Source organism: Marinobacter shunpengi (assembly GCF_045449715.1).
Lineage (GTDB): Bacteria > Pseudomonadota > Gammaproteobacteria > Pseudomonadales > Oleiphilaceae > Marinobacter.
On the sequence record NZ_JBJJLA010000017.1, the window covers coordinates 167,181 to 188,891 of the forward strand.

15 protein-coding genes and 2 pseudogenes are annotated in these 21,711 nt (G+C 57.1%); 6 read left to right on the forward strand and 11 right to left on the reverse strand.

All coding sequences use genetic code 11. From position 1 onward, the window contains the following. Positions 1 to 348: 348 nt before the first annotated feature. A complete protein-coding gene (locus ACJO3T_RS11355; RefSeq protein ID WP_406963755.1) occupies positions 349 to 1,236 on the forward strand; it encodes an SGNH/GDSL hydrolase family protein in 888 nt (295 codons plus the stop codon). Positions 1,237 to 1,337: 101 nt separating this feature from the next. After that, on the forward strand, positions 1,338 to 2,642 hold the full coding sequence (locus tag ACJO3T_RS11360) for an MBOAT family O-acyltransferase (RefSeq protein ID WP_406978510.1): 1,305 nt from the start codon (positions 1,338 to 1,340) through the stop codon (positions 2,640 to 2,642). On the opposite strand, the gene ACJO3T_RS11365 is transcribed toward ACJO3T_RS11360, so the two are convergent. From ACJO3T_RS11365 to yhbY, 11 genes and pseudogenes are all read right to left on the reverse strand, one after another. Next, the gene (locus ACJO3T_RS11365) at positions 2,639 to 3,613 is read right to left on the reverse strand and encodes a glycosyltransferase (protein WP_406978511.1); all 975 of its coding nucleotides are present in this window, start codon (positions 3,611 to 3,613) and stop codon (positions 2,639 to 2,641) included. The two genes, ACJO3T_RS11360 and ACJO3T_RS11365, sit on opposite strands and share 4 nt — an antisense overlap. Continuing rightward, complete coding sequence (locus ACJO3T_RS11370; RefSeq protein WP_406978512.1) at positions 3,601 to 4,980, reverse strand: phenylacetate--CoA ligase family protein; 1,380 nt, start codon at positions 4,978 to 4,980, stop codon at positions 3,601 to 3,603. The genes ACJO3T_RS11365 and ACJO3T_RS11370 overlap by 13 nt, the downstream gene beginning before the upstream one ends. Positions 4,981 to 4,983: 3 nt before the next feature. Continuing rightward, complete coding sequence (locus ACJO3T_RS11375) at positions 4,984 to 5,619, reverse strand: acyltransferase (RefSeq protein ID WP_406978513.1); 636 nt, start codon at positions 5,617 to 5,619, stop codon at positions 4,984 to 4,986. After that, a complete protein-coding gene (locus tag ACJO3T_RS11380; protein WP_406978514.1) occupies positions 5,616 to 8,234 on the reverse strand; it encodes an RIFT barrel domain-containing protein in 2,619 nt (872 codons plus the stop codon). Before ACJO3T_RS11380 ends, ACJO3T_RS11375 begins: the two co-directional genes overlap by 4 nt. Positions 8,235 to 8,349: 115 nt before the next feature. After that, positions 8,350 to 9,501: an acyltransferase family protein gene (locus ACJO3T_RS11385; protein WP_406978515.1), complete on the reverse strand. Its 1,152-nt coding sequence runs from the start codon at positions 9,499 to 9,501 to the stop codon at positions 8,350 to 8,352. Then, a complete protein-coding gene (locus ACJO3T_RS11390) occupies positions 9,495 to 10,130 on the reverse strand; it encodes a GDSL-type esterase/lipase family protein (RefSeq protein ID WP_406963762.1) in 636 nt (211 codons plus the stop codon). The genes ACJO3T_RS11385 and ACJO3T_RS11390 overlap by 7 nt, the downstream gene beginning before the upstream one ends. After that, positions 10,130 to 11,437: an exosortase/archaeosortase family protein gene (locus ACJO3T_RS11395; RefSeq protein WP_504925359.1), complete on the reverse strand. Its 1,308-nt coding sequence runs from the start codon at positions 11,435 to 11,437 to the stop codon at positions 10,130 to 10,132. The genes ACJO3T_RS11390 and ACJO3T_RS11395 overlap by 1 nt, the downstream gene beginning before the upstream one ends. A gap of 285 nt (positions 11,438 to 11,722) precedes the next feature. Then, positions 11,723 to 11,803 (reverse strand): annotated as a pseudogene (locus tag ACJO3T_RS11400) (PEP-CTERM sorting domain-containing protein); the annotation flags it as partial. A gap of 637 nt (positions 11,804 to 12,440) precedes the next feature. Beyond that, positions 12,441 to 12,521, reverse strand: a pseudogene (locus ACJO3T_RS11405) (PEP-CTERM sorting domain-containing protein); the annotation flags it as partial. A gap of 825 nt (positions 12,522 to 13,346) precedes the next feature. After that, positions 13,347 to 15,968, reverse strand: coding sequence for a tetratricopeptide repeat protein (locus tag ACJO3T_RS11410; protein ID WP_406963764.1), 2,622 nt, complete (start codon positions 15,966 to 15,968; stop codon positions 13,347 to 13,349). A gap of 188 nt (positions 15,969 to 16,156) precedes the next feature. After that, positions 16,157 to 16,459 (reverse strand): ribosome assembly RNA-binding protein YhbY, encoded by a 303-nt coding sequence (gene yhbY / locus ACJO3T_RS11415; protein ID WP_406963765.1) that lies wholly within the window; start codon positions 16,457 to 16,459, stop codon positions 16,157 to 16,159. A 159-nt stretch (positions 16,460 to 16,618) separates the two neighbouring features. On the opposite strand from yhbY, the gene rlmE reads away from it, so the two are divergent. The 4 genes from rlmE to glmM all read left to right on the forward strand — a co-directional run bounded on the left by rlmE (position 16,619) and on the right by glmM (position 21,657). Then, positions 16,619 to 17,239, forward strand: coding sequence for a 23S rRNA (uridine(2552)-2'-O)-methyltransferase RlmE (gene rlmE, locus ACJO3T_RS11420; protein WP_406963766.1), 621 nt, complete (start codon positions 16,619 to 16,621; stop codon positions 17,237 to 17,239). 101 nt (positions 17,240 to 17,340) lie between these two features. Beyond that, positions 17,341 to 19,284 (forward strand): ATP-dependent zinc metalloprotease FtsH, encoded by a 1,944-nt coding sequence (gene ftsH, locus ACJO3T_RS11425; RefSeq protein WP_406963767.1) that lies wholly within the window; start codon positions 17,341 to 17,343, stop codon positions 19,282 to 19,284. A 121-nt stretch (positions 19,285 to 19,405) separates the two neighbouring features. Further along, positions 19,406 to 20,245, forward strand: a complete 840-nt coding sequence (gene folP / locus ACJO3T_RS11430) for a dihydropteroate synthase (protein ID WP_406963768.1) — start codon at positions 19,406 to 19,408, stop codon at positions 20,243 to 20,245. A gap of 68 nt (positions 20,246 to 20,313) precedes the next feature. Beyond that, complete coding sequence (gene glmM, locus ACJO3T_RS11435) at positions 20,314 to 21,657, forward strand: phosphoglucosamine mutase (protein WP_406978643.1); 1,344 nt, start codon at positions 20,314 to 20,316, stop codon at positions 21,655 to 21,657. Positions 21,658 to 21,711: the final 54 nt, after the last annotated feature.

Here is a 21,711-nt window from a genome sequence, read left to right on the forward strand (position 1 = left end):
TGCCCATTTTTTTTGGGTGGATGGTTCGCATGCTATCAGTAGTGTCCCGGCTCGGTGAGCGTGTTGCATTGTTGGTATTTTTACCAAATAATAGGAAGGGATTTTGAGTTAATCAGGGAAGCTAAAAGCTGGCGTGAAATAATGCTAGTATTTTTAAGGGATTAAGTGTGCTGGCTTTGCTTTTCGGTCATACTAGGGAAGGATATGGTCTCGTATTTTCGAAGTCTTGGCTGTGGGATTCTCATACTTGTTTTTCTGTTTCTGGGCGAGTTTAGTCTCGATACCCTGAGAACGGTCCTAAAAGGTCAGGCTCTCTTCGGGGCTGAACAGCCTGAAGAAGAAGGAACTATGAAACAGGCCTCTGTTGAGGCGGTCCCTTTCCCATTTACCAGTCGCCCTGTATCGATAAAGGGATATCAGGACCACGAGCTGAAGCTTTGGGTCTCTTCTGCATCCCACGCAGCGGATCATCATGGTCCAGAAAATCAATTTGCAAACCTTCTCTGTGATTTTCTAAAGAATACGAACTGCTACGTATTGAATGCCTCAACCCCAGGGGTCTTGCTAGAGGATAATATCGAGTTTCTCAAGGAAAATGGGGCAGACTGGAAACCTGATTACGTCCTTCTATATCAGGCTTATCTCGACATTCATTATTCGGCGAAATCTGCACCCACTTCTGCACCGGAGGTAGACACGCTTGATACTCCACAGGCTGAACCTCGGGTAGCTGATCGAGTGAAAAATAGCCTTCGAATTGACGAGATGCTGAGGAGTACGATTCTCAGGAATTACTCCCGAAATTATCTGGGTAGTGCTTTCTTGCTATCCACTCCTTTACTATCGGATCTTCCAGATTCTGAAAAGGTGGAGTTTCGTGACCGTCTGATCCGTTTTATTCACGAAGTTGAGGGAATAGGATCGACGCCTATCCTCATGACATTCGTTTCGGCACATGGAGATTCCCCGGACGAAATAAGCTGGATGTATAAGACCTGGTTAATGCGTTATTTCGAGGGATACAGCCCCACCACAGTCAACCGTCTGGTGTCTGAGTACAACACATTGATTCGTGAAGTAGGTCGTCAGCATGGAGTTGAAGTCATCGATTTAGATGGAATCTGGGCTTCAGAGGAGCGACAGGGTCACTTTGACGACTTCGTTCATTTCTCAAGGTCCGGGCATCAGCAGGTTGCGGGGATGATAGCGGAAGAGCTAAAGGGAATTGTCAGGTAATGGTATTTAATTCGATTGAGTTTCTTGTTTTTTTCTCGATAGTTCTCTTTATCTACGGGTTTGTATATCGGAATGAGCGTGCTCGCGACGGATTTCTTCTGGTGGCAAGCTATGTTTTCTATGGTGCGTGGTACTGGGAATATTCGTTCCTTATCTTGAGTTCCACCCTGGTTGACTATTTTGTGGGAATCAGGATGGCCGACGAGGCCAGAAAAGGGCATAGAAAGATGTTGCTTGCCTTTAGCCTGATTTTTAATCTCGGTCTTCTCTCTATATTTAAATATTTTAACTTCTTTTCCGAAGTTGGCGTTGATGCGTTATCTGTTTTTGGGTTTCAGGTTGATGCTATCCGTCATGAATTTCTATTACCTGTCGGTATTTCGTTTTATACCTTCCAAACACTCAGTTACACAATTGATGTCTATCGGGGAAATATAAAACCCGAACGGTCATTTCTTAAGTTTGCCGTTTTTGTTTCCTTTTTTCCTCAGCTAGTGGCTGGGCCAATCGTGCGAGCCTCCGACTTCCTCCCGCAGCTACACAAAAAAATAAAAATTGATTCAGCTATGGTTAACGCGGGGCTCTTCCTGATCTTCTGCGGTCTTGTGAAGAAAATTCTTATTGCCGACTCCCTGGCTTTATTAGCTATTGATGACATCTTCGAGAATCCGGAAGCTTTTTCTTCCTTGGACCTGTTGATAGCACTTTACGCCTATGCGCTGCAAATATACTGTGATTTCTCAGGATATTCTGACATCGCAATTGGTGTTGCGTTGATGCTTGGGTTTAGGTTGCCTATCAACTTCAACAGGCCTTATCTGGCAAAGGATCCTAGCGAATTCTGGACCCGGTGGCATATTTCATTATCGACATGGCTTCGTGACTATTTGTATATATCTCTGGGAGGGAATAGGCGAGGGCCGCTGATTACTAAGCGAAACCTGTTCATCACCATGCTGCTCGGAGGTCTTTGGCACGGCGCGTCCATGAACTTCATCTTGTGGGGAGCGTTTCATGGCTTGATACTGATGTTGTTCCTGCCTTTTCGGTCAGTCACAGCCAATGCGACAGGGATAAGGTCAGTTCTTCTGATCGTGCTGACATTCCATCTGATACTTTTTGGCTGGTTACTGTTCAGGGTTCAGGATATGCAAACGTTTACCGAGTTCGTGGCTGGCTTTCTCAAGTTCGATTTCGACTGGACAGTATTGTCGTGGTACTGCTATGCATTGCTGATAGTGGCCTTTGTTTGGCACTTTATTCCTCAGCGTGTTCTAAGGGAGCGGCTCAGGGCCTTCTACCTGAACTTGCCTGTGCCCTTTCAAGCAGTAGGATACTCTTTGCTGTTGGTTGTATTTTCAGGCTTATCTTTCGACACTCCCGAGTTTTTGTACTTCCAATTCTAGTAATGGGGGTCAGGTTGCTTGCTCTTTTGTGCTGTTATAAAAACCGAAGACAGTAAGCCTATTCCCCTCCCAACGAGATACAGAAGGTCGATGATATATAGCTTTGGAAGGTCTATGAACCTAAGCTTATAGCTTCGAGCTCTGTGAATGCGCTTGAAAGTTAGTATGGCTGGCACAATCAGAAGCATAACGATTATCGCTGCTATCTTTGTTTTCGACCCAGATGTAATGACTGATATGGCTAAGCTAAAGAATAATAGTACAAATGTTGCTGTTAAGATAAATATCGGGTCTTTTATAGAAGAGCGAATGTCTTGTATGTAGTTCTCTGAATGCCAAATTTGTCGCCTTACAAAGTTGGTTGCCGTTTTTGCATTTCCAAGGTGAGTTACATCCATATCATTGGTCAAATTGACTGTAATTTTAAGATCTGTCAGGCGACCATGGAATTCGCTGTCCTCGCCGGAGGTAACAGTCTCATTGAACTCGCCCGCTAAAAAAAAGGTTCTTTTGGGAGTTAGAATTGAGGCTCCAATTAGCCTCTTGGGCAGTTCTGAGCGATCTTCGGATTGAAGGGTCCAGAATCGTTCGATCCAGGTCGGTCTATCGGGTAACAAGATGCCACCCCCGAATACTGTTTCTGGATGTTCTCTAATTAGCTCGAGTTTTTGCTCCAGCCAAGCACTTCCTATAGTGCAATCACTGTCTAGAAATATCAGATAATCTCCGGAAGCGGCTCTGGCACCAAGGTTTCTTACCCTGCCAACGTTACAGTTAGGTGCAGATATATAGATAACGTCGTTGTGATATTTAATAATCTCAGCTGATCGATCCTGAGAGCCGTTGTCGACAGCTATTACTTCATATTGATCGTTTGGCAGGCTGGAGGATAGGATTGACTTGAGACAAGTGTCAATGTGTTCCTCTTCGTTGAACACTGGCAGCACTATTGAAAATTTTACTTTACGCATGAAGTCTGCCGCACCACTGCCTTGAACTTACCATTGGCTCCTCGGGGAATCATTGATGTGTATTGGATTTGTACACCAATACGGTTTGCTGTTCGAGCCTTGAAGTTCTCAATGAGTTGCTTTTCTTGGTCTGCTCCGGGCCTTATCGGTGACTGCTGTATGAGAATCGTACAATGATCGGGTGCATCTTGAATGATCTGTGCTTCGGATATATTTTCAAGACCTTTGAATATATGGTCAATCCGACCAATCTTTCGTCCATCAGGGGTCTCTATGTAGTCATCGAGGCGGCCGGCGATTCTGCCAAGCTGATTGATAATCGAGTGGTCCGAGTCTGTGGAGTTATAAGGTTCGGCCTGGTCTCCAATTTCATAACGCAACAATGGCATGGAAGTGTTTGTGAGCGACGTTGCAATCAGTTGCCCTAGTGGTTCAGAATGATCTTCGCCTCTTAGTAGCTCTGTCACGCCAATAATTGGATTCACGCGGTAACCGCTGGTTTCCTGTCCTGCAAACAAAACATATTCCGCTGTGCCGTAGTAGTCCCATATCGGGCACCGAAAAACTTGCTCAATGATATCCCGTTGCCAGTCGAGCAATGTCTCCGAATTCGTGATGATAGCTGTTGGCTTGAACTCAGGTGTGACTTGGCCGGTGCGATAGTGGTTTGCCAAATCGCAGATTGCGGAAGGATAGCCAATCAACTCTTTGGGCTGGAAACGGTCCAGTTCACGCCGGTACCAGGGAAACGTCTCTGCATTAAGGTGGTAGGAAGAAAATAGCTTCTGGTTCTCCGCCCTGTTCATGCGTGCGAAAGGCGGCTTCATGTCGGTGGACGGCTGTACCATGCGGCCGGCAAAGGTCGCGCGGCGGGCACCAAAGGGAACGCCGTGGTGCTCCTCATGTTCGACGACCAGGGCCATTGCCAGCCTGTAGGTGAGTGCGTTCACCTCAAGTACCAGCGGTGTGCCGGTGCTTCCGCTGGTGTGCTGGGTCATAAAGCCGGGAAAGCCTGGGGCCTTGAAGGACTCCGGGTCAGTGCGCAGTTCCTGTTTGGTCAGGATGGGAAGTTTGTGCAAATCCGAGGTTGACGTGATGTCCTTCTCGTGGAGCCCGTGCTCGGCAAAGAGCCTTTGATAGTAGGGCACGTGCTGGCGACAATGCCGAACCATCTCGAACAGTTTTTCGTCCTGATACGCCTGTATTTCTTCATCGCTCCACTGGCGTGATGCCCGTACCTGGTCGAGGATCTTTCGGAAATCCCCCCCATAACGCTTACGGTACAGGCGGTACCCGTAGGCACTCACCAGGACGTTCTGTAGCCAGGCTGGAGAAAGGTTGTAGAGCTGTTCAGCAGAGCTTCCCATAACTTATCTTGCCTCGACCGGATCAGACGTTGGCTCTGTTGCTGAGGCGGTCTCAAGTCGGTTACGGATGAGTCTGGCGGGGTTGCCGGCAACCACTTCGCCCTCCCGTACAGGTTTGGAGACCACCGTGCCCGCAGCGACAATTGCCTGGTTGCCAATGGGGGCCAGTACAACCGCCCCATTGCCTAACCAACAATCATCGCCAATGTGGATTTTTTCAAAGTTCCCCCCCTGCTCCTGGATAGGGCGATCAATATCATCAAACGCGTGCTGCCGACTGCCACTCAGGATATGCACCCCGCTACCAACCAGCGTATTTTCTCCAATGGTGCACTTGCCAATATTGCACTGGGGGCCGATGTAGACGCCCCGTTTGATCGTCGTATCCCGGTGCGATAGCAGGGTCAGGAAACCCACGGAAATGTCATCGGATGTGTCCGGGCAGGCCAGGCGATAGAAGGCCGCCCGCAGGTAGGTGCCGATCTTGCCGGGTATCAGGCTGAGTGCCTGGGAGAAGCCCTGGAAGGTTGAGTCCTCCTGGGTAATGGCGGCCAGTCCGAGAAACAGCAGGTACGGGGGGGCTGCCAGTATCAGGAATACCATTTTGATGGTTCTCTTGATCACCTGTCTGGTTGTCATGGCCGGTCCAGCCTTGCGTTGAGCCAGGCGCGCTCCCGGGCCGGGCGAAAGGTTGCCAATGCCCGTGCCAGCCGTTTTATGACCCTTGCCGTCAATGTGCTCCATGTCAGTTTCGGTGTTTCAGGCAGGTCCGATAGGGGGTATGCCTCAAGCGCCTGAAAGACCGACTGGTGAGGGCCATGATTCTGCAGCAGGATAATCTGGACCCGGGCATAGTGGCGCTCGTCGCTGGCGGCAAGCCTGCGACAGATTGCCTTTAGCCAGAGATCGGACTGGTGCAAATAGTCGTCAGCTTTTTCGGGGTCGATGCCGGCGGCCATACGAAGCAGCATCACCTTGCGGAGATCCTGGGCTGTCCAGGTGTCGTTGGGGAACTCCAGTTGCTCCGGGTCCTCCAGGAAAAGGCGCTCGTGTCTGAGCATCCAGCGGGTGTACTGAATGAGGGCGTTCCGGGCATAGCGGTAGTTCTCATCGACCTGATGGTAGGCTGACTTCAACCATAGGTAACGGTTGATGCTGGTCAGCAGCACCAGGTAGGACCAGCCGGTTTCCACGTCCAGCAGTTGGCGCTGCCCGATATCATCGGCCGGATGGATCGTCTGGCGGATGACATCCTCGGCCAGCCTCAGCCAGTCCTCGTCCGGTTGCAGTTGCCAGGCATCCAGCAGGGTGTTCAGGTAGTTGCCGGTCCCCCGGGTGAACGGATAGGTATGGCGGGATGGGCGCTCCCCCCGGATCAGGGCACGGGCCTTGGGCAGGTCCTGTTTTTTCAAGGCCAGCAGTTGTTCCAGCAGGCCGCCCTGTCCCTCATGCATGGCTTTCATCCAGTCGGCAAGCTGGAGTACCGCCTGACGGGACGATTCCGCACCGGTCAGGTAGTAGTGGTATAGCAGCCCGGTGGTGTAGCAATGCTCGGAGGCCGGCCCGCCTCCCGTCTGCCCGGGTGTCGAACTGGTGCTGTTGTGCCGGCTGAACGTCCGGTGGGTGGCGGTATGGGCCGGCAGGTAATGGTCGGTGTGCCAGAACAGGCCGTTGTTGTATTCGCTCCGGTCCTCGGTGGTGTGGTAGATGTCGATATCCACCACATGCCGGGCCAGGTCATCCATCAGCTCGAACCAACGCCTGTCGCCAGTCAGGGCGTACTGTCGGGCGAAACCATAGATGGCGTCGTACTGGTTGTTGTAGTGGGAGATCAGGGGGGCTTCTCCCGATGCCTGGTAGAGGGTTTCATGGTCGGCGAAGATATCGCCGAAATTGCGCCACCCGTATTCGTCGATTGTTTCCCGCTTGGCGAAGAAGTTGCTCTGTCCTTCCAGGCCCTCCTGGATCAGTGCCTCCAGGGGGCCGGGTTCCGCGTCCGCCTGGAACCAGGGAAAGGCCTGCGCTTGCTGGTACTGGTCCGGGGAGAGGGTTGGGCGTAGCGGGTGGGATACCCAGGCGAGCGCTTCCGGATCCGCTGAACCGGTTAGCCATAGGGTTTGTGTCTTGCGTTCACCGCCTTGCAGTTCGTAGGGCTCGGCGGTATCACCGGGGAAAAGCCCCACAGTCAGGCTGTTGTTGCCTGCGCTGATGGACGACGGGAAGTTTTGCCAGAAAGCACAGAGTGTTGCCTGCAGCCCATGATTGCCTATGCGGATACCTGCGCTCGGCTGTGCCCGGTTGCCGGAGGTGAGTTCCTGTCCCTCGGAGGTGAGCCGGTATCCCCGAAAACGGGGGATCGGTTGCCCGTCGGCATTCATATGATTGGGGCTCTGCCAGGCGTCACCACCACTGGAATCCTGGTATAGGTGGAGTTGTTGCCCCCCATCGGCGGTGATCGGCTGGCAATCCGTTTCAGTCCGGAGCCAGCCGGTTCCTGCTTGTGGCAATGTGATCCCCAGTTCCAGTGACCTGAAATGCAGCGAGCCGGGATCACCCAGATCCCAGAGTCCGCCTGAGTGACGGGCCCGGTTGGGGTTGTGCAGGCACACGTCCACTTTGACGTGGCCACTGCCACGGTATACCTCAAGCTGACATCGCAGTCTCCCCAGGGGGGCCTGATCCGGCGTCAGCCACTGACCATGGCACTCAAGGGTAACGCTGACATTGCCCCGGCTGACGACCTGCCACGGTTCGTCCATCGCCAGGGTACAAGGCTGGCCTTGGGCATCTTCGTATCGCAACAGATGTCGGACGACCGATGTGCTATCGGCCATCCCGTCGTTGTGGTGGTTGGTCCGTGTCCATTCAGCCCGGTCCGGCATGAAATGCAGGCTCATGGTGTCCGTGGATACGGTCAGGGTGCCGTCCGGCAACTGAGACACTTCAGGTGATGGTTCAGGGATCGATGATGACGCTGGCGTTGCCTCAAGCCTGAGCTCCAGGCTGTCATTGGCGGGAAGGCTTGCCAGGAACTGGACGGACAGCCAGCGCACGCTGCCGTCATGCCAGTGTGCAAGGGGGGTGGGTTGGCAGGGTATGGCGTGCCCCGTCGCCGGATCAACAAGGCGAACCTGGGGAACCTGCCCGGGGGGGAGGGCACCCTGATTGAGGGGAACGCCAACCGTGACCGGCTCATCCTGTCGGATGATGCCAGCGTCTTCCCTGAGATAAATGGCGATGGGGTCCATGATCATGCCTACTGCCAACTCCTGTACGCGATAGCATACGACCTTTTCCGGGTAACATAAAGTAACACTTGGAGGCCGGTCGCGGTATTTTTCAGCCCCCGAATACCCCTGGCTATCTGGTTTACTGCCGGGCGCCGGCTTCAGTGCGATGGCTGTTCCGGGATGATTTCCGGAATTTGGTCGGCCGGACGCCATTCAGCAGGAACGACAGCCACTGTGAGCGGGCTATGCCCTGGTGAGCCAGCATGGTCAGTGTGAATGTCAGTACCACGATAACCGGGTAGGCCAGGTACATGTTGACCGAGGCGTCGACGAACAGGATGCCGAGGCTCACAACCAGGATATGGTGGAGCAGGTAGATCGAATAGGCTGAATCCGAGATCAGGCCGAGTGCCCGGTTCCTGAAATCCAGGAACCGCCGGAACAGGAAGAAGCACATCGACGACAGGAACAGGATCACGAGAGAGTGATTGTAGGCGCCGGATACATCATGCAGAAAGCTATCCGTCGCTGTCCGGTCCTGGACCACATAAGAGCCGATATAGGCAAGGGCGAAGGTCAGGAGTTCCACTTTGCCGGGCTGTGAGAAGCGGTCCAGCAGTCGGGCGCTGTACCCGAAGAGCAGCCCAAGGGCGAAGAACTGAAAATAATAGAGCAGGAGAAAGGGGCTGGTTACGCCATAGAAACTGGAATAGATGTCCATCATCCTGTTCATCCCGTAGATTCCCGAGATCATCAGGGGAAACGCCAGGATGGCGAGCGGGTACACGTATCGACCGGCAAGCCAGTCGCTGGTCCGTTGTAACAGCGGATGTGCGGGCTTCAGCAGGAAAAGGCCCCAGACCACCAGGTTGTAGACCGTCAGGTTGACCAGGAACCAGAGATGGGACACCCAACCGCCCGCGGTGAAAAACCGGGCGAAGTCCAGGGGCTGGTCATAGTGGGCCTTGACCAGGAATTCCTGGATCACGTTCAGGGTCAGGGCAGTGAACACAAGGGGAATGACCAGTCGGAACACGCGGTCGACGATATCGATGCGCTGGCGCTTCCGGTAGATGTAGACGAAAAAGAAGCCAGATACCATGAAGAATGCCGGCATCCGAAACAGGTTGATGAAGTCGGAGATTATGGCAAAGAGAATGCTCGTCTCGTTGCCGGACACCAGCCAGAAATGGCTGGGGCTGTAGATATTGGCGGTATGCAGCAGGATGCCCAGGATCATGAGGATGGCCCTCATGGAATCCAGGTAGTAAATGCGACCATTATTCAGCATGACCTGGGCACCCCTTCAAGGAACAGGTCGTAGCCTTTCCGGTTCAGGTGAACGCCGTCCGGGAGATAATACCGTGGGCTTACCTGCCGTGACAGCGTCGACCCAACCACCGTTACCCGGGGTATCGAGTCCAGTGTGTCGAGGGCCTGGTTCAGGGCGGTCATTCCCTCGTGATAGTCGGACCGGGCCGGCGCCAGTTTGGCCTTGAGGATGTAGATCTCCGCTTGGGGAAAGCGTTGTGACAGGCGATCCGCCAGGGTGTCAAACCTGTCCATGATCTGGGGGACAGAGTTCCCATACACCAGGTCATTCTCGCCGGCATAGACCACCACCAGCGACAACGAATCCGGCAGGGGGCTGTAGTCCAGGTATCTGGACAGGTGGCCCAGCGTGCCGCTGCCGAAACCCCGGCGGGCCAGGGTCTGGCATTCCGTGAAATAGTCCCTGGGGAGCGACAGGATGGAGCTGCTGCCCATAGCAACGGCGTCGATTCTGTTATGCCCGGTCAGGTCATGAACCCAGTACCGGAAGAAATCCGACCAGGCATAGGCGCCCCCCAGGACCAGGATGAGTGTCAGAGTGAAAAGCAGCAGGATTTTCAGGATGAGCTTTCTGGAGGCAGCGAGCATCAGTTGGCCTTCTGAGCGTCTATGGTGACGATTCCACTGTCAATCTGCTGTGTCAGTCGGCTAATGGCGTCTGTGCAATCACGGGGCTCGCAGGGCGCCTGTAGAGTCAGGAAGGCAAAGCGTCCCTGGCCCTGTAGCGTGGCCGGTATCTGCAGGAGTTTTGCGACCCAGTAGCTGTTCGCGCGATAGCGGCCCACAAGGTAGTGCTGGTAAACGGCGACCTGCTGTCGGGACGACAGGTTCTGATAGATCCGGATCGGCGGCTGCTGGTGCTCATCTGCCAGAAACCAGTTACCGGTATCGAGCGGCCTGGGCAGATAGGGCACCAGTTTTTCATCCGATGCTGAACGGACACTTTGGGCCAGTGAAATCCAATGGCCATCCGTGGTACGCCACACTTCATGGTCCATGTGGGTTGGCAAGTGAACCGCCAGTGGCAGTTGGCCTGGGTCCTTTGTCGTCAGATCGCCATGGGAGGGGGCCCAGGGAGGCGACTGGGTTGCTGCGGAGTGTGCGATGCTGATGCCGAGAGGGCCGATCAGCAGGCCGGCGACAATGAAGATAAAGGGTTTTCCGGACGTGGGCATGGCGGCATCCACGGGTTCCGGTATCCGCCGGTGCACCGGGGCCAGCAGCATGACGGGAATGACGAACGCGGCAAATACCAGCCAGCCAAAGGTTTCATGCTCCCGGACCAGGTCACTTTCCATATTCGAGTAATAGGCAATCAGGACGAGGGCGGTAATGCGAACCCAGTTTACTATCAGGGCCAGCAGCACGCTGGCTGCGATTGCGGCCAACCAGCCCTTCCAGCGAAAGTCATTGAGGATGGCGGTCATCATTCCAAGCAGGATGGAGATCGCCAGGTAGCGAATGCCGGAGCAACCGTCCGCGATGACCAGTCGACCGTAGGGCAGGGTGATGTTCGCACCTTCGATCAGGGCCGTGATACCCAGGAGGCCAACCAGGTCGCCCACCACAACGGACGCCAACTCGACGAGGAATGGCACCATGTCCGCCCAGATGGGTAGCGACAGGGAAAGCAACAGGACATGGGGCAGGAATGAGACCGCGGCCCTTAACCCATACAGGGTCCAGCACACCAGTAACAGGCCGGCAGGGAGCATCAGGTAGGCCAGGGTGTCGATCCGTACCAGTTCCAGCAGCGCCCAGCCGGTCACCGCCAGTAACAACAGACAGCCCCCCACCACCGGAATACCCCGGGCCTCGGGTGTCCGGGGGCGGGGCGGATGAACGATAAGCAGTCCCAGGAAAATAATAAAGGTCGGCAGGCCATGAGTTAGCACTTGTTCCCACTTCAGCCATTCCTGGATGAGCCGGAACCACGTGGGCCAGAACAGCAGAATGCAGACGGCGGTTGCTATCAGGTATGGGCGGGCGAGCGGGAATTGCTGGAATGTTTTCCTTAACATCGGCGCCAGACTTCTCGTTGGGATTAAGACATGTTCGATGATGAGTGTATCGAAAAACAGGAAGGGGTGCGCGGGTTATTCCACAAGCAGAATCAGGGCGCTCCAGAAAGGAAGACCGGACCCAGGGGCCCGGTCATTTCGCCTGTAGCCGATGGATAATCAGGCTGCGCGGCGGCGTGCTGCTCCCAGACCGACCAGGCCAAGGCCCAGAAGAGCCAGGGTGCCGGGCTCGGGGACGTCTTCGGTGATCACGGTCAGGACGGAGTCTTTCACGTAGAAGTCACCAGCCAGTGAAGTTACCTTGACGTTAAGGAGGCCGTCGGCGTTGAGGGCTGCGAGAGCTTCCACTTCCAGGTCATTGCTGAAGTCGTCACCGAAGGTGAAGGTTCCGGTGTCAAAGTCGAAGTCTTCAATGGTGAAGACAATCCACTCAGGCAGGAGTTCGTCCCAGCCTTCCCGATCGTCCTTGATGCCGATCTCCAGGGTGCCGCTGACTGCGGTGCCGAGAACGAAGCCATCGTCGTTGATGTTGTGGCTATAGCTGTAAGATTGCCAGGTGCTCAGCTTGACGCTCTGTTCAACGGTATCAACGATCACTCCGGCGGAGGCCGTTGATGCCCAGAGCAGTGCCGTGGCAAGAGTCAGTCCAAGTTTGTTGATCATTACTGCACTTCCTTTTTTTCAGTTGGGTTGGGTCCAGCAGTATCTGGATAAGCAGGGATCGGGCCACTTTTTTAAGTTAATTATTATCAATGAGTTGTGAGGAGGGCGAGAACGGCGGGGTCAGTTTGTGTAAAGTTTGTTGACATGAAAAAAGCCGAAAGCGGTTAAGCTCCCGGCTTTGCTTGCTGCCCGGAAGGTCCGGGCATGATCGCTGTTACGCCTGGCGACGGCGTGCGGCGCCCAGGCCAAGCAGGCCCAGGCCGAGCAGGGCAATGGTGCCGGGCTCGGGTACGGATGACGAGGCAGACCAGCTGAAGGTTCCGCTAGAGGTATTACCGGTGTAAACCCAGGTCAGCTCCGAGGAATCGGTGCCGTCCGTGATGTACCCGACCCCATCAAGCTTCAGGCTGTTGCCCTGGTAATCAACGCCCGTGATGGTTTCCAGGAAGAAGGACAGCGTTTCACCGGAGCTGGAGCCGGTACCACTCCACACCAGTTGCGGTGAGCTGAGCGGGTCATAGAGGAAGTCGGTGAATTCAACTTTGTCACCGGCGGTAAAGTAGTTGGCAAAATCGTCTGAAACATCTGTCACCAGAGCGTTTTTCTCCGGTGCTGTTGCGTCAAATCCCGTGCCGAACCAGACTTCGTCGTCGTCAAACCCCGCACCGGTGCCGTAGGTGGAAAAGCTGGCACCGCCCGTAGTGGGCACCGCAAAGCTCAGGGAGGACAGGGTCAGTAAAACCGAGCCTGCCAGAATCTTGATTGCATGATTCATGTAGTTCTCTCCGTATCTCAATCCGATGAATTCCTTTACGCATCATCCATCCCGGGTTGGAACGGGTGGTGCGACTATGTGTACCGCTTTCACTCGCCAAATGTAACGGCTGACGGGGCGATTGCCCTGTCATTACTTCATATGCCAAGCGAAAATCGGGCCAGTTCTGAACTATCAATAAAAACAAAGAGATATGGTTTCTGTGATTGGCGGGTGTAAATTGTTCCGACAGCTCAGTCTGCCGAGAGCCGGGCAACCACCGGTCGGGAGCGGTGGTTGCCGTTCAGAGGCGGGAAATATGTGTCAAAGGATCTGACGTTTGCTTTTTGATCAAGCCACGATGGGTCACAGTTCCTGGTTGATGCTCTCCAGGTGGTCCTTGATTTCCTGGTTTTCCGGTGCCAGAGCCAGGGCCTCTTCCATAACGGCTTTGGCTTGTTGGTGATTGCCGGAAAGGTGCAGCAGCCAGCCGTAGGTATCCAGTATGGCGGGGTTCTCCGGGGCCAGGTCCCGGGCGTTTCGCGCAAGGACCAGTGCCCGCTCCTGATCGCGTTCCCGCAACAGCCAGGCCAGGTTGTTCATGGCAATGGGGTTGTCGGGGCGCAGTCCCAGGGCGATCTCATAGCTGGCGATAGCTGCCTGATCGTCGCCGCTGGTCATCAGATGTTCGGCCCGGGTCAGTTGCGCGGCGGTGCTGTCCGGGCTGGCCTCCACCCAGGCCTCCGTCAGTTCTTCCAGACTATCCGGCGCATGCTGTTTGGCCAGTCCCACCACGGGGGGGAGCAGTTCCGCGTTGGCCGTGTCCTGCCAGCGTTGTTGCAGGTAATCAAAGGCGGCTTTCTCGCCATCCGTCGCTGTGATCAGCCTTGCCCGGGCCATATCGATGGCACTCTGTTCGCCGAAGGTGCCTTCCAGTTCATCCAGGCTGGTTCGGGCTTCCTGGAAATTGCCTTCGGCGGCGGATACACGCACCGGGATCAGGGCGAACGCCAGGTTATCCGGACGCAAGGAGGCGGCTTGCGCTGCCTTGGCCCGGGCGGTGGGCCAGTCTTCCTGCCCGGCGGCCCGTTCAGCTTCGGCGACCAGCAATTGTCCCCTGATCGTCTGCGACTGGTCGGTCTGTTCCGCCTCCGGGATCCGGTCCAGGGTCTGTCGTGCCTCGTCGAGGCGGCCCTGTTGAATACGGATCTGGGCAGCCAGGGTGTAGGCACTGGGAGACATGGTGTCGTTGTCTTCTCCGATCCGGGTCAGCCAGTCTGCTACCGCGTCAGGGTCGTGGTCCCGGGCGTAGATCTGCCCGGCTGCCTGCAACAGGCGTGTATTCGCCGGTTGTACCCGGGCGGCGTCCAGGAAGGTATCAACCGCTTTTTCGTTCATGTCCTTGTCCTGGTACACCGTGCCCAGCGCCACCAGGGCCAGCAGGTCGTCCGGTCGTTCGCTGACCTGTTCCTCCAGGCGAGCCTGCCCAGAGTCGGTGTCTCCCAGGTGGTGTTCGGTCATCGCGGCAAGCGTTACTGCCCGGGGCTCATCGGCAAAGCCATTCAGCAGCGACTCAGTGACTTCCCGGGCTTCCTTTTCCCGGTCGGTGCGCAGTAGCAGGGCGAGGTAGTACTGTGTAACCGACCAGTCCGTGGGGGTTTCGGTGAACGCCACCCGCATCTGGGCAAGGGCCTGCTCAGCCTGGCCTTGCTTCATGTAATGGCGGGCCAGGGCCAGTCTCAGGCGTGAGCGCGACCGATCCAGCTCCAGTGCCTTGCTCAGGCTTGCCACGCCCTCATCCGCCCGGTCAGGAAGGGCAAGGGCCAGCAGGCCGTGGAGGGCCAGCAGCTCCGCATCGTTGGGGCGTGCCTCTATGGCCCGGGACAGGGTCCTGATGGCATCCTCGCGTTTACCGGTGTCGATCTGGGCGATGGTGGCCGCACGCAGCAGTGGTGTCGGTGTGGTCTCTGCGTCGATGTTCTCCACCAGTAGCGACTGGGCGTCGTCGGCACGGCCTTCGTGCAGGCTGAGCGCACCCAGCATCATGGCCACCCGTTCATTGTCCGGGTTCTGCTGGAGCAGTTCTTCCAGGGTGGTGCGGGCGGTATCGAGATCACCGCTGTTGATGGCTTCGATGGCGGATTCCGCCCGTTCCCGGGTTTCCGAGTTGGTGTTCTCGGCCAGGATCTTGTTGTAGACCTGGGCTTCGGTGATGCGTCCCTGTTCGGTCAGGCTCCGGGACAGCAGGGTCAGGATCTGCTGCCGTACCGGCAGGAAAATATCGGAGGTGGGAACGCTGGAGGTGGCCCTGGTGAGGGTTTCTGTCGTCTCGTCTACCTTGCCCTGGCGATAGTGGGCCAGGCCGGTCAGGTAGAGGATGTCGGCGTTTTCGCCATGCTCTGAGGTCCACTGGGTCAGTTCATTGAGCGCCGCATTATTCTCACCAGCAGCCAGCAGCGCCTTGCCCAGGGCGGCGGTCACCTCCGGGTTGTCGGGAGCGGACTGTTGCAGGGAGCGCAGGTCGCTGATGGCTTCGCCGGTGTTGCCCGCCAAGCGCTTGCTTTCCGCAAGCAGGAGCTGGAATTGGCGTTCTTCGGTATCGGATTGCGGGGTGAACCCCTCCAGTGCCTCACGGGCGGAAAGGTGCTTGTTCTGGAGGATGTAACCCCGTGCAAGGGGAAGTGCCACCTGCTGGCGCTGGTCCTCCAGCCATGGCGACAGCAGTTCAGTGGCCTGCTCGCCTGCTCCGATATCGTTGTAGATGCCGGCAAGCAGGATTACGTGCTCCACGTTGCCTGGTTCTTTCTGAACGGCGTTGCGTACTTCAAGCATGGCCGACCGGTACTGGCCCTGGTCGGCGTAGGTTTCGGCCCGGGTGATATGGCCCGCAGCCTCTGAACTGGCGTCGTCCGAACTGCTGCAACCCGCAGCAAGCAGGATCAGGGACGAGGCGGCGGATATGGCAAGGAGCCTGAGTGCGGTGTTCATCGTATCGGTCCTTCGAACAAGCAGTTTGGTTTTTAGCCGTATCCTAGCGCCATTGAAACGTGATGGATAGCGGGTTTTTGGGGATTGGGTGGTATTTGGTACGTGTCGCGTTTCAATGGGAGATCGTCTTGCCCTCTCCATCTGGCGGGAGAGGGCGGAGTGAGGGTGTGCTCGGAAACGGGGCGTTGTTACTTCGACAGATTGCTCAGCTTCGGGTTCGGCTGCTTCGCCCGGCGCAGGATGATCGCAATCTTGCCGATGGTCTGGACCAGTTCGGCGCCGGACTGCTGGCAGAGTGCATCAATGACTTCGCCGCGGGCATCACGATCATTGCTGGCTACTTTCACCTTGATCAGTTCATGGTCGTCCAGGGCCCTCTCAAGTTCCTGCACCAGGCCATCGGACAGCCCCTTGTCGCCTATAATGATGATCGGTTTCAGGTTGTGGGCAATGGCCCGGTATTCGCGACGCTGGGCGGCGGAAAGGCTCATGATGAAATCTCTTGATCGGTGCTATTAAAAGATAGTAGGGCGTATGCGGCGAAGGTCGGGAGAAATTACGATCGCCAGGCCGTATAATCGCGGCATGATAACAGAGAAGCCTGTCGGTTGGATGGGCGATTGCACGTACAGTTTTATCCGGGAGGCACGTTGGCACGCTCGAAATCCAGTGATCGCTGGCTGAAGGAACATTTTGACGATGTATGGGTCAGGAAGTCACAGCAGGACGGTTACCGCTCCCGGGCCAGCTACAAGCTGATCGAGCTGGATCGCAAGGATCGGCTGTTCAGGCCTGGCCAGACCGTGGTCGATCTGGGTGCCGCTCCTGGCGGGTGGACCCAGGTGGCGGTAGAAAAGGTGGGGGGCAAGGGCGTTGTTGTTGCCAGTGACATCCTGCCCATGGATCCGGTAGCGGGTGTGGCGTTCGTGCAGGGGGATTTCACCGAACAGTCGGTGTTTGATGAACTCATGGCGGTACTGGAGGGGCGCCCGGTAGACATTGTGATTTCCGATATGGCCCCCAATATGAGTGGTAACCCCGCCACGGATATTCCCCGGGCCATGGCCCTGGTGGAACTGGCGCTGGATATGTCGCAGCAGGTGCTGCGTCCGGGAGGCGCCCTGGTCACCAAGGTGTTCCAGGGGGAAGGGTTTGATGCATTGCTGGCGGACATGAAGCGGTCGTTCTCGTCCGTCGTCAGTCGCAAGCCGGATTCTTCACGTGCCCGTTCGAGGGAAATCTACCAGGTGTGCAAGGGTTTTCGCGGATGAGCGGTTTCTGGTGGTCGGGCGTACAATTAGTGTAAGGTTACGGGTAACAGGCCGCCGAGGGTGCGCACTCCGGTTACCCTGCAATTCACAGGTGATGATCCTTGAACGATATGGCTAAAAATCTGGTTTTGTGGCTGATTATTGCAGCCGTACTGCTGATGGTGTTCCAGAATTTCTCTCCGACCACCACAGGTCAGCAGGTCAACTATACCGAATTCGTCCAGATGGTGGAGAATGGCCAGGTGCGCCAGGTCACCATTGATGGGCTGAACATTCAGGGGCAGCAGAGCGATGGCTCCCGGTTCGAGACGGTGCGTCCGCCGATTCCCGACAACCGTCTGATGGATGACCTGTTTCAGAACAACGTGGAAATCATCGGTAAGGAGCCGGAGCGCCAGAGCCTGTGGACGCAGTTGCTGGTGGCGGCCTTCCCGATCCTCATTATCATCGCCCTGTTCGTGTTCTTCATGCGACAGATGCAGGGTGGCGGTGGCGGCAAGGGCCCCATGTCCTTTGGCAAGTCCAAGGCCCGCCTGATGAGCGAGGACCAGGTCAAGACCACCTTTGGTGACGTTGCCGGTTGCGATGAGGCCAAGGAAGACGTCAAGGAGCTGGTGGATTTCCTGCGGGATCCCAGCAAGTTCCAGCGTCTTGGTGGCCGTATCCCCAAGGGCGTGCTGATGGTGGGCCCGCCGGGTACCGGTAAAACCCTGCTCGCCAAGGCGATCGCCGGTGAAGCCAAGGTGCCGTTTTTCACCATTTCCGGCTCCGATTTCGTGGAAATGTTCGTGGGTGTTGGTGCCTCCCGGGTACGGGACATGTTCGAACAGGCCAAGAAGCAGAGCCCCTGCATCATCTTCATCGACGAAATCGACGCCGTTGGTCGTCATCGTGGTGCCGGCATGGGCGGCGGCCACGATGAGCGTGAGCAGACCCTGAACCAGTTGCTGGTGGAAATGGATGGCTTCGAGGGTAACGAAGGCGTTATCGTCATCGCCGCCACCAACCGTCCGGACGTGCTGGATCCGGCGCTGCTGCGCCCGGGTCGCTTCGACCGCCAGGTGGTGGTCAGCCTGCCCGATATCATCGGCCGTGAGCAGATTCTCAAGGTGCACCTTAAGAAGGTGCCCCTGGCCGATGGCATCGATCCGGGCGTCATTGCCCGTGGCACCCCCGGCTTCTCCGGTGCCGACCTGGCCAACCTGGTGAACGAGGCCGCCCTGTTCGCCGCCCGTCGCAACCAGCGCCTGGTCACCATGGAAGAGCTGGAGCTGGCCAAGGACAAGATCATGATGGGCGCCGAGCGCAAGTCCATGGTCATGAACGAGAAGGAAAAGCTCAATACGGCGTACCATGAGTCGGGCCACGCTATTGTTGGCCGGCTGATGCCTGAGCATGACCCGGTCTACAAGGTGAGTATCATTCCCCGTGGCCGGGCCCTGGGCGTGACCATGTTCCTGCCGGAAGAGGACAAGTACAGTCACTCCAAACGCTTCCTGATCAGTTCCATCTGCAGCCTGTTTGGCGGTCGTATTGCCGAGGAGCTGACCCTGGGCTTCGAGGGTGTGACTACCGGCGCCTCCAACGACATCGAGCGTGCCACGCAATTGGCTCGCAACATGGTCACGAAGTGGGGGCTGTCGGAGAAGCTGGGTCCGCTGCAGTATGACACCGAAAGCGAGGAGCCCTTCCTGGGCCGCAGCGCGGGTCAGAGTCATACGGTATATTCGCCGGAGACCGCCCAGCGTATCGATGAGGAAGTTCGCAATATTATCGACACCTGTTACGAGAAGGCCCGGCAGATCCTGGTCGAGAACCGTGACAAGCTGGATCTGATGGCGGAAGCGTTGATGAAGTATGAAACCATCGACCGCTTCCAGATTGACGACATCATGGAAGGCCGTGCGCCTCGTCCGCCCAAGGGCTGGGGTGGTGACGGCAGCTCCGGTGGTGGCGTCACCATCGATCAGCCGGAAACCGGTACCCTGTCCGATCATGATGGTCGTGACAGTGATGCCGCTGGCCAGCCGGCCGGTGAGCACTGATTGCCGCAGTTTGAGGCTGTAGCCTGAAGCGCCGCCCGCAAGGGCGGCGTTTTTGTTTGCCTCTGGTGCATGATTGTCCCTATCTTCCCTTTCCGAACATTCTTTGTCAGGCAGGTTTGCAATGCGAATGACGTTTGCGGGACGTGAGCTGGACATGGGGCGTGCCCATGTCATGGGTATTGTGAATGTCACCCCGGACTCCTTCTCCGATGGTGGGCGGTACAACACCTTGGACCTGGCCGTGCAGCGGGCCAGGCAGATGGTGGCAGACGGTGCCGCCTTCGTGGATGTTGGCGGGGAGTCCACCCGCCCCGGCGCCGATCCGGTGTCGGAGCAGGAGGAGCTGGATCGGGTGGGCCCGGTGGTGGAGGCCATCGCCCGGGAAGTCGATGCCATTATATCGGTGGATACCAGTACCCCGTCTGTCATGCGTGAGGCCGCCCGCCTGGGGGCGGGGCTGATTAACGACGTCCGGGCGCTGGAGCGGGAAGGGGCTGTCGGGGCGGTCATGGAAGCCGGGCTCCCCGTCTGCCTGATGCATATGAAGGGGGCGCCCGGAACCATGCAGGACGATCCGGCCTATCGCCACGTGGTCCGTGACGTTGCCGCTTATCTTATGGATCGGGTGCGTGCCTGCGAAGCCGCCGGAATTGGGGCGGGGGATATCCTGCTGGACCCGGGGTTCGGGTTCGGCAAGACTCTGGAGCACAACCTGCAACTGCTGGCGGCACTGGAGCAGCTCCGGGTGCTGGGTTACCCTTTACTGGTCGGCATGTCGCGAAAGACCATGCTTGGCGAGATCACCGGCAGGGAGGTCAGTGAGCGCTTGCCGGCGAGCCTGGCGGCCGCCACAATATCCGCCCAGAAGGGTGTATCGGTGATACGGGTACATGACGTGCGGGAAACGGTGGATGCGGTCAGGGTGGTCGAGGCGATGAACCGAGCGGTACCGGGGATCTGAACCGAAAGCCCGCAGACAACAAGAGATCTCAAAGGAGCAGCATTTCAATGACGGATAGCAAGTCGCCGGTGGGGCGCAGGTACTTTGGCACCGATGGGATTCGCGGGCGTGTGGGTGAAGCGCCGATCACCCCGGATTTCATGCTGCGACTTGGGTGGGCGGCCGGGCAGGCCTTCAAGCGGGATGGCCAGCCCAATAGTGTGATTATCGGCAAGGATACCCGCCTGTCAGGTTATATGTTCGAATCCGCGCTGGAGGCGGGCCTGTCCGCCGCCGGCGTCGATGTCAAGCTGCTGGGCCCTATGCCCACGCCAGCGATTGCCTACCTGACCCGGACCTTCCGGGCCTGCGCCGGTATCATGATCAGCGCTTCCCACAATCCCCACTACGACAACGGCATCAAGTTCTTCTCCGGTGACGGCACCAAACTGGATGACAGCCTGGAGGCCGAGATCGAGCGTTGGCTGGAGCAGCCGGTGTCCGTCTGCGAGTCCGCCGATCTGGGCAAGGCCACCCGGGTGGATGATGCGCCGGGCCGTTATGTGGAATTCTGCAAGAGCACGGTACCCAACGAGTTTGTACTCGATGGCATGCATATCGTGCTGGATTGCGCCCATGGTGCCACCTACCATGTGGCGCCCAAGGTGTTCCGGGAGTTGGGCGCGCGGGTGTCCGTGATTGGCGGCGATCCGGACGGCCTGAATATCAACCTCGGTGTCGGCTCCACGCACCTGGAGGCCCTGAAGGAGGCTGTTCTACACCGGCATGCGGATCTGGGGATTGCCTTCGACGGCGATGGTGACCGTGTACTGATGGTGGACCGCGACGGCACAGAGATTGATGGCGACGAGCTGATTTACATGATCGCTTCCCAGCGCAAGAAATCCGGTACCCTTCATGGGGGGGTTGTGGGCACCCTGATGACCAACCTGGGTGTTGAGCTGGCCCTGCAGGATCGGGGGATTCCCTTTGAGCGGGCCAAGGTCGGGGATCGCTATGTCATGGAGCGTCTTCTGCAACGGGGCTGGCTGCTTGGCGGTGAAGGCTCCGGACACCTGGTGATTCGCGACTGCACTACCACCGGTGACGGTATCGTTTCCGCGCTCCAGGTCTTGCTGGCCTGCTGGCGGGCGGATCAGTCCATCGGCGAGCTGCGCCAGGGCATGACCAAGCTGCCCCAGACCATGATCAATGTGCGGGTGGCCGAGCGTTTCGATCCGATGGGGCGTGCCGATATCGCCAGGGCTGTGCGCAAGGCGGAGGACCACTTGGGAGCGGCGGGCCGCATCCTGTTGCGGGCGTCCGGAACCGAGCCGCTGATCCGTGTGATGGCGGAAGGGGAGGATGCCGATGCCATTGCCCTCGTCGCCGAGGAACTGGCGGAGGTGGTGCAGGGCTCGAAGCCGGATTAATCCCCGTCACCAGGCACTTGTGCGGCCGTTTTCCCTGCTGTATAGTTCGCGCTC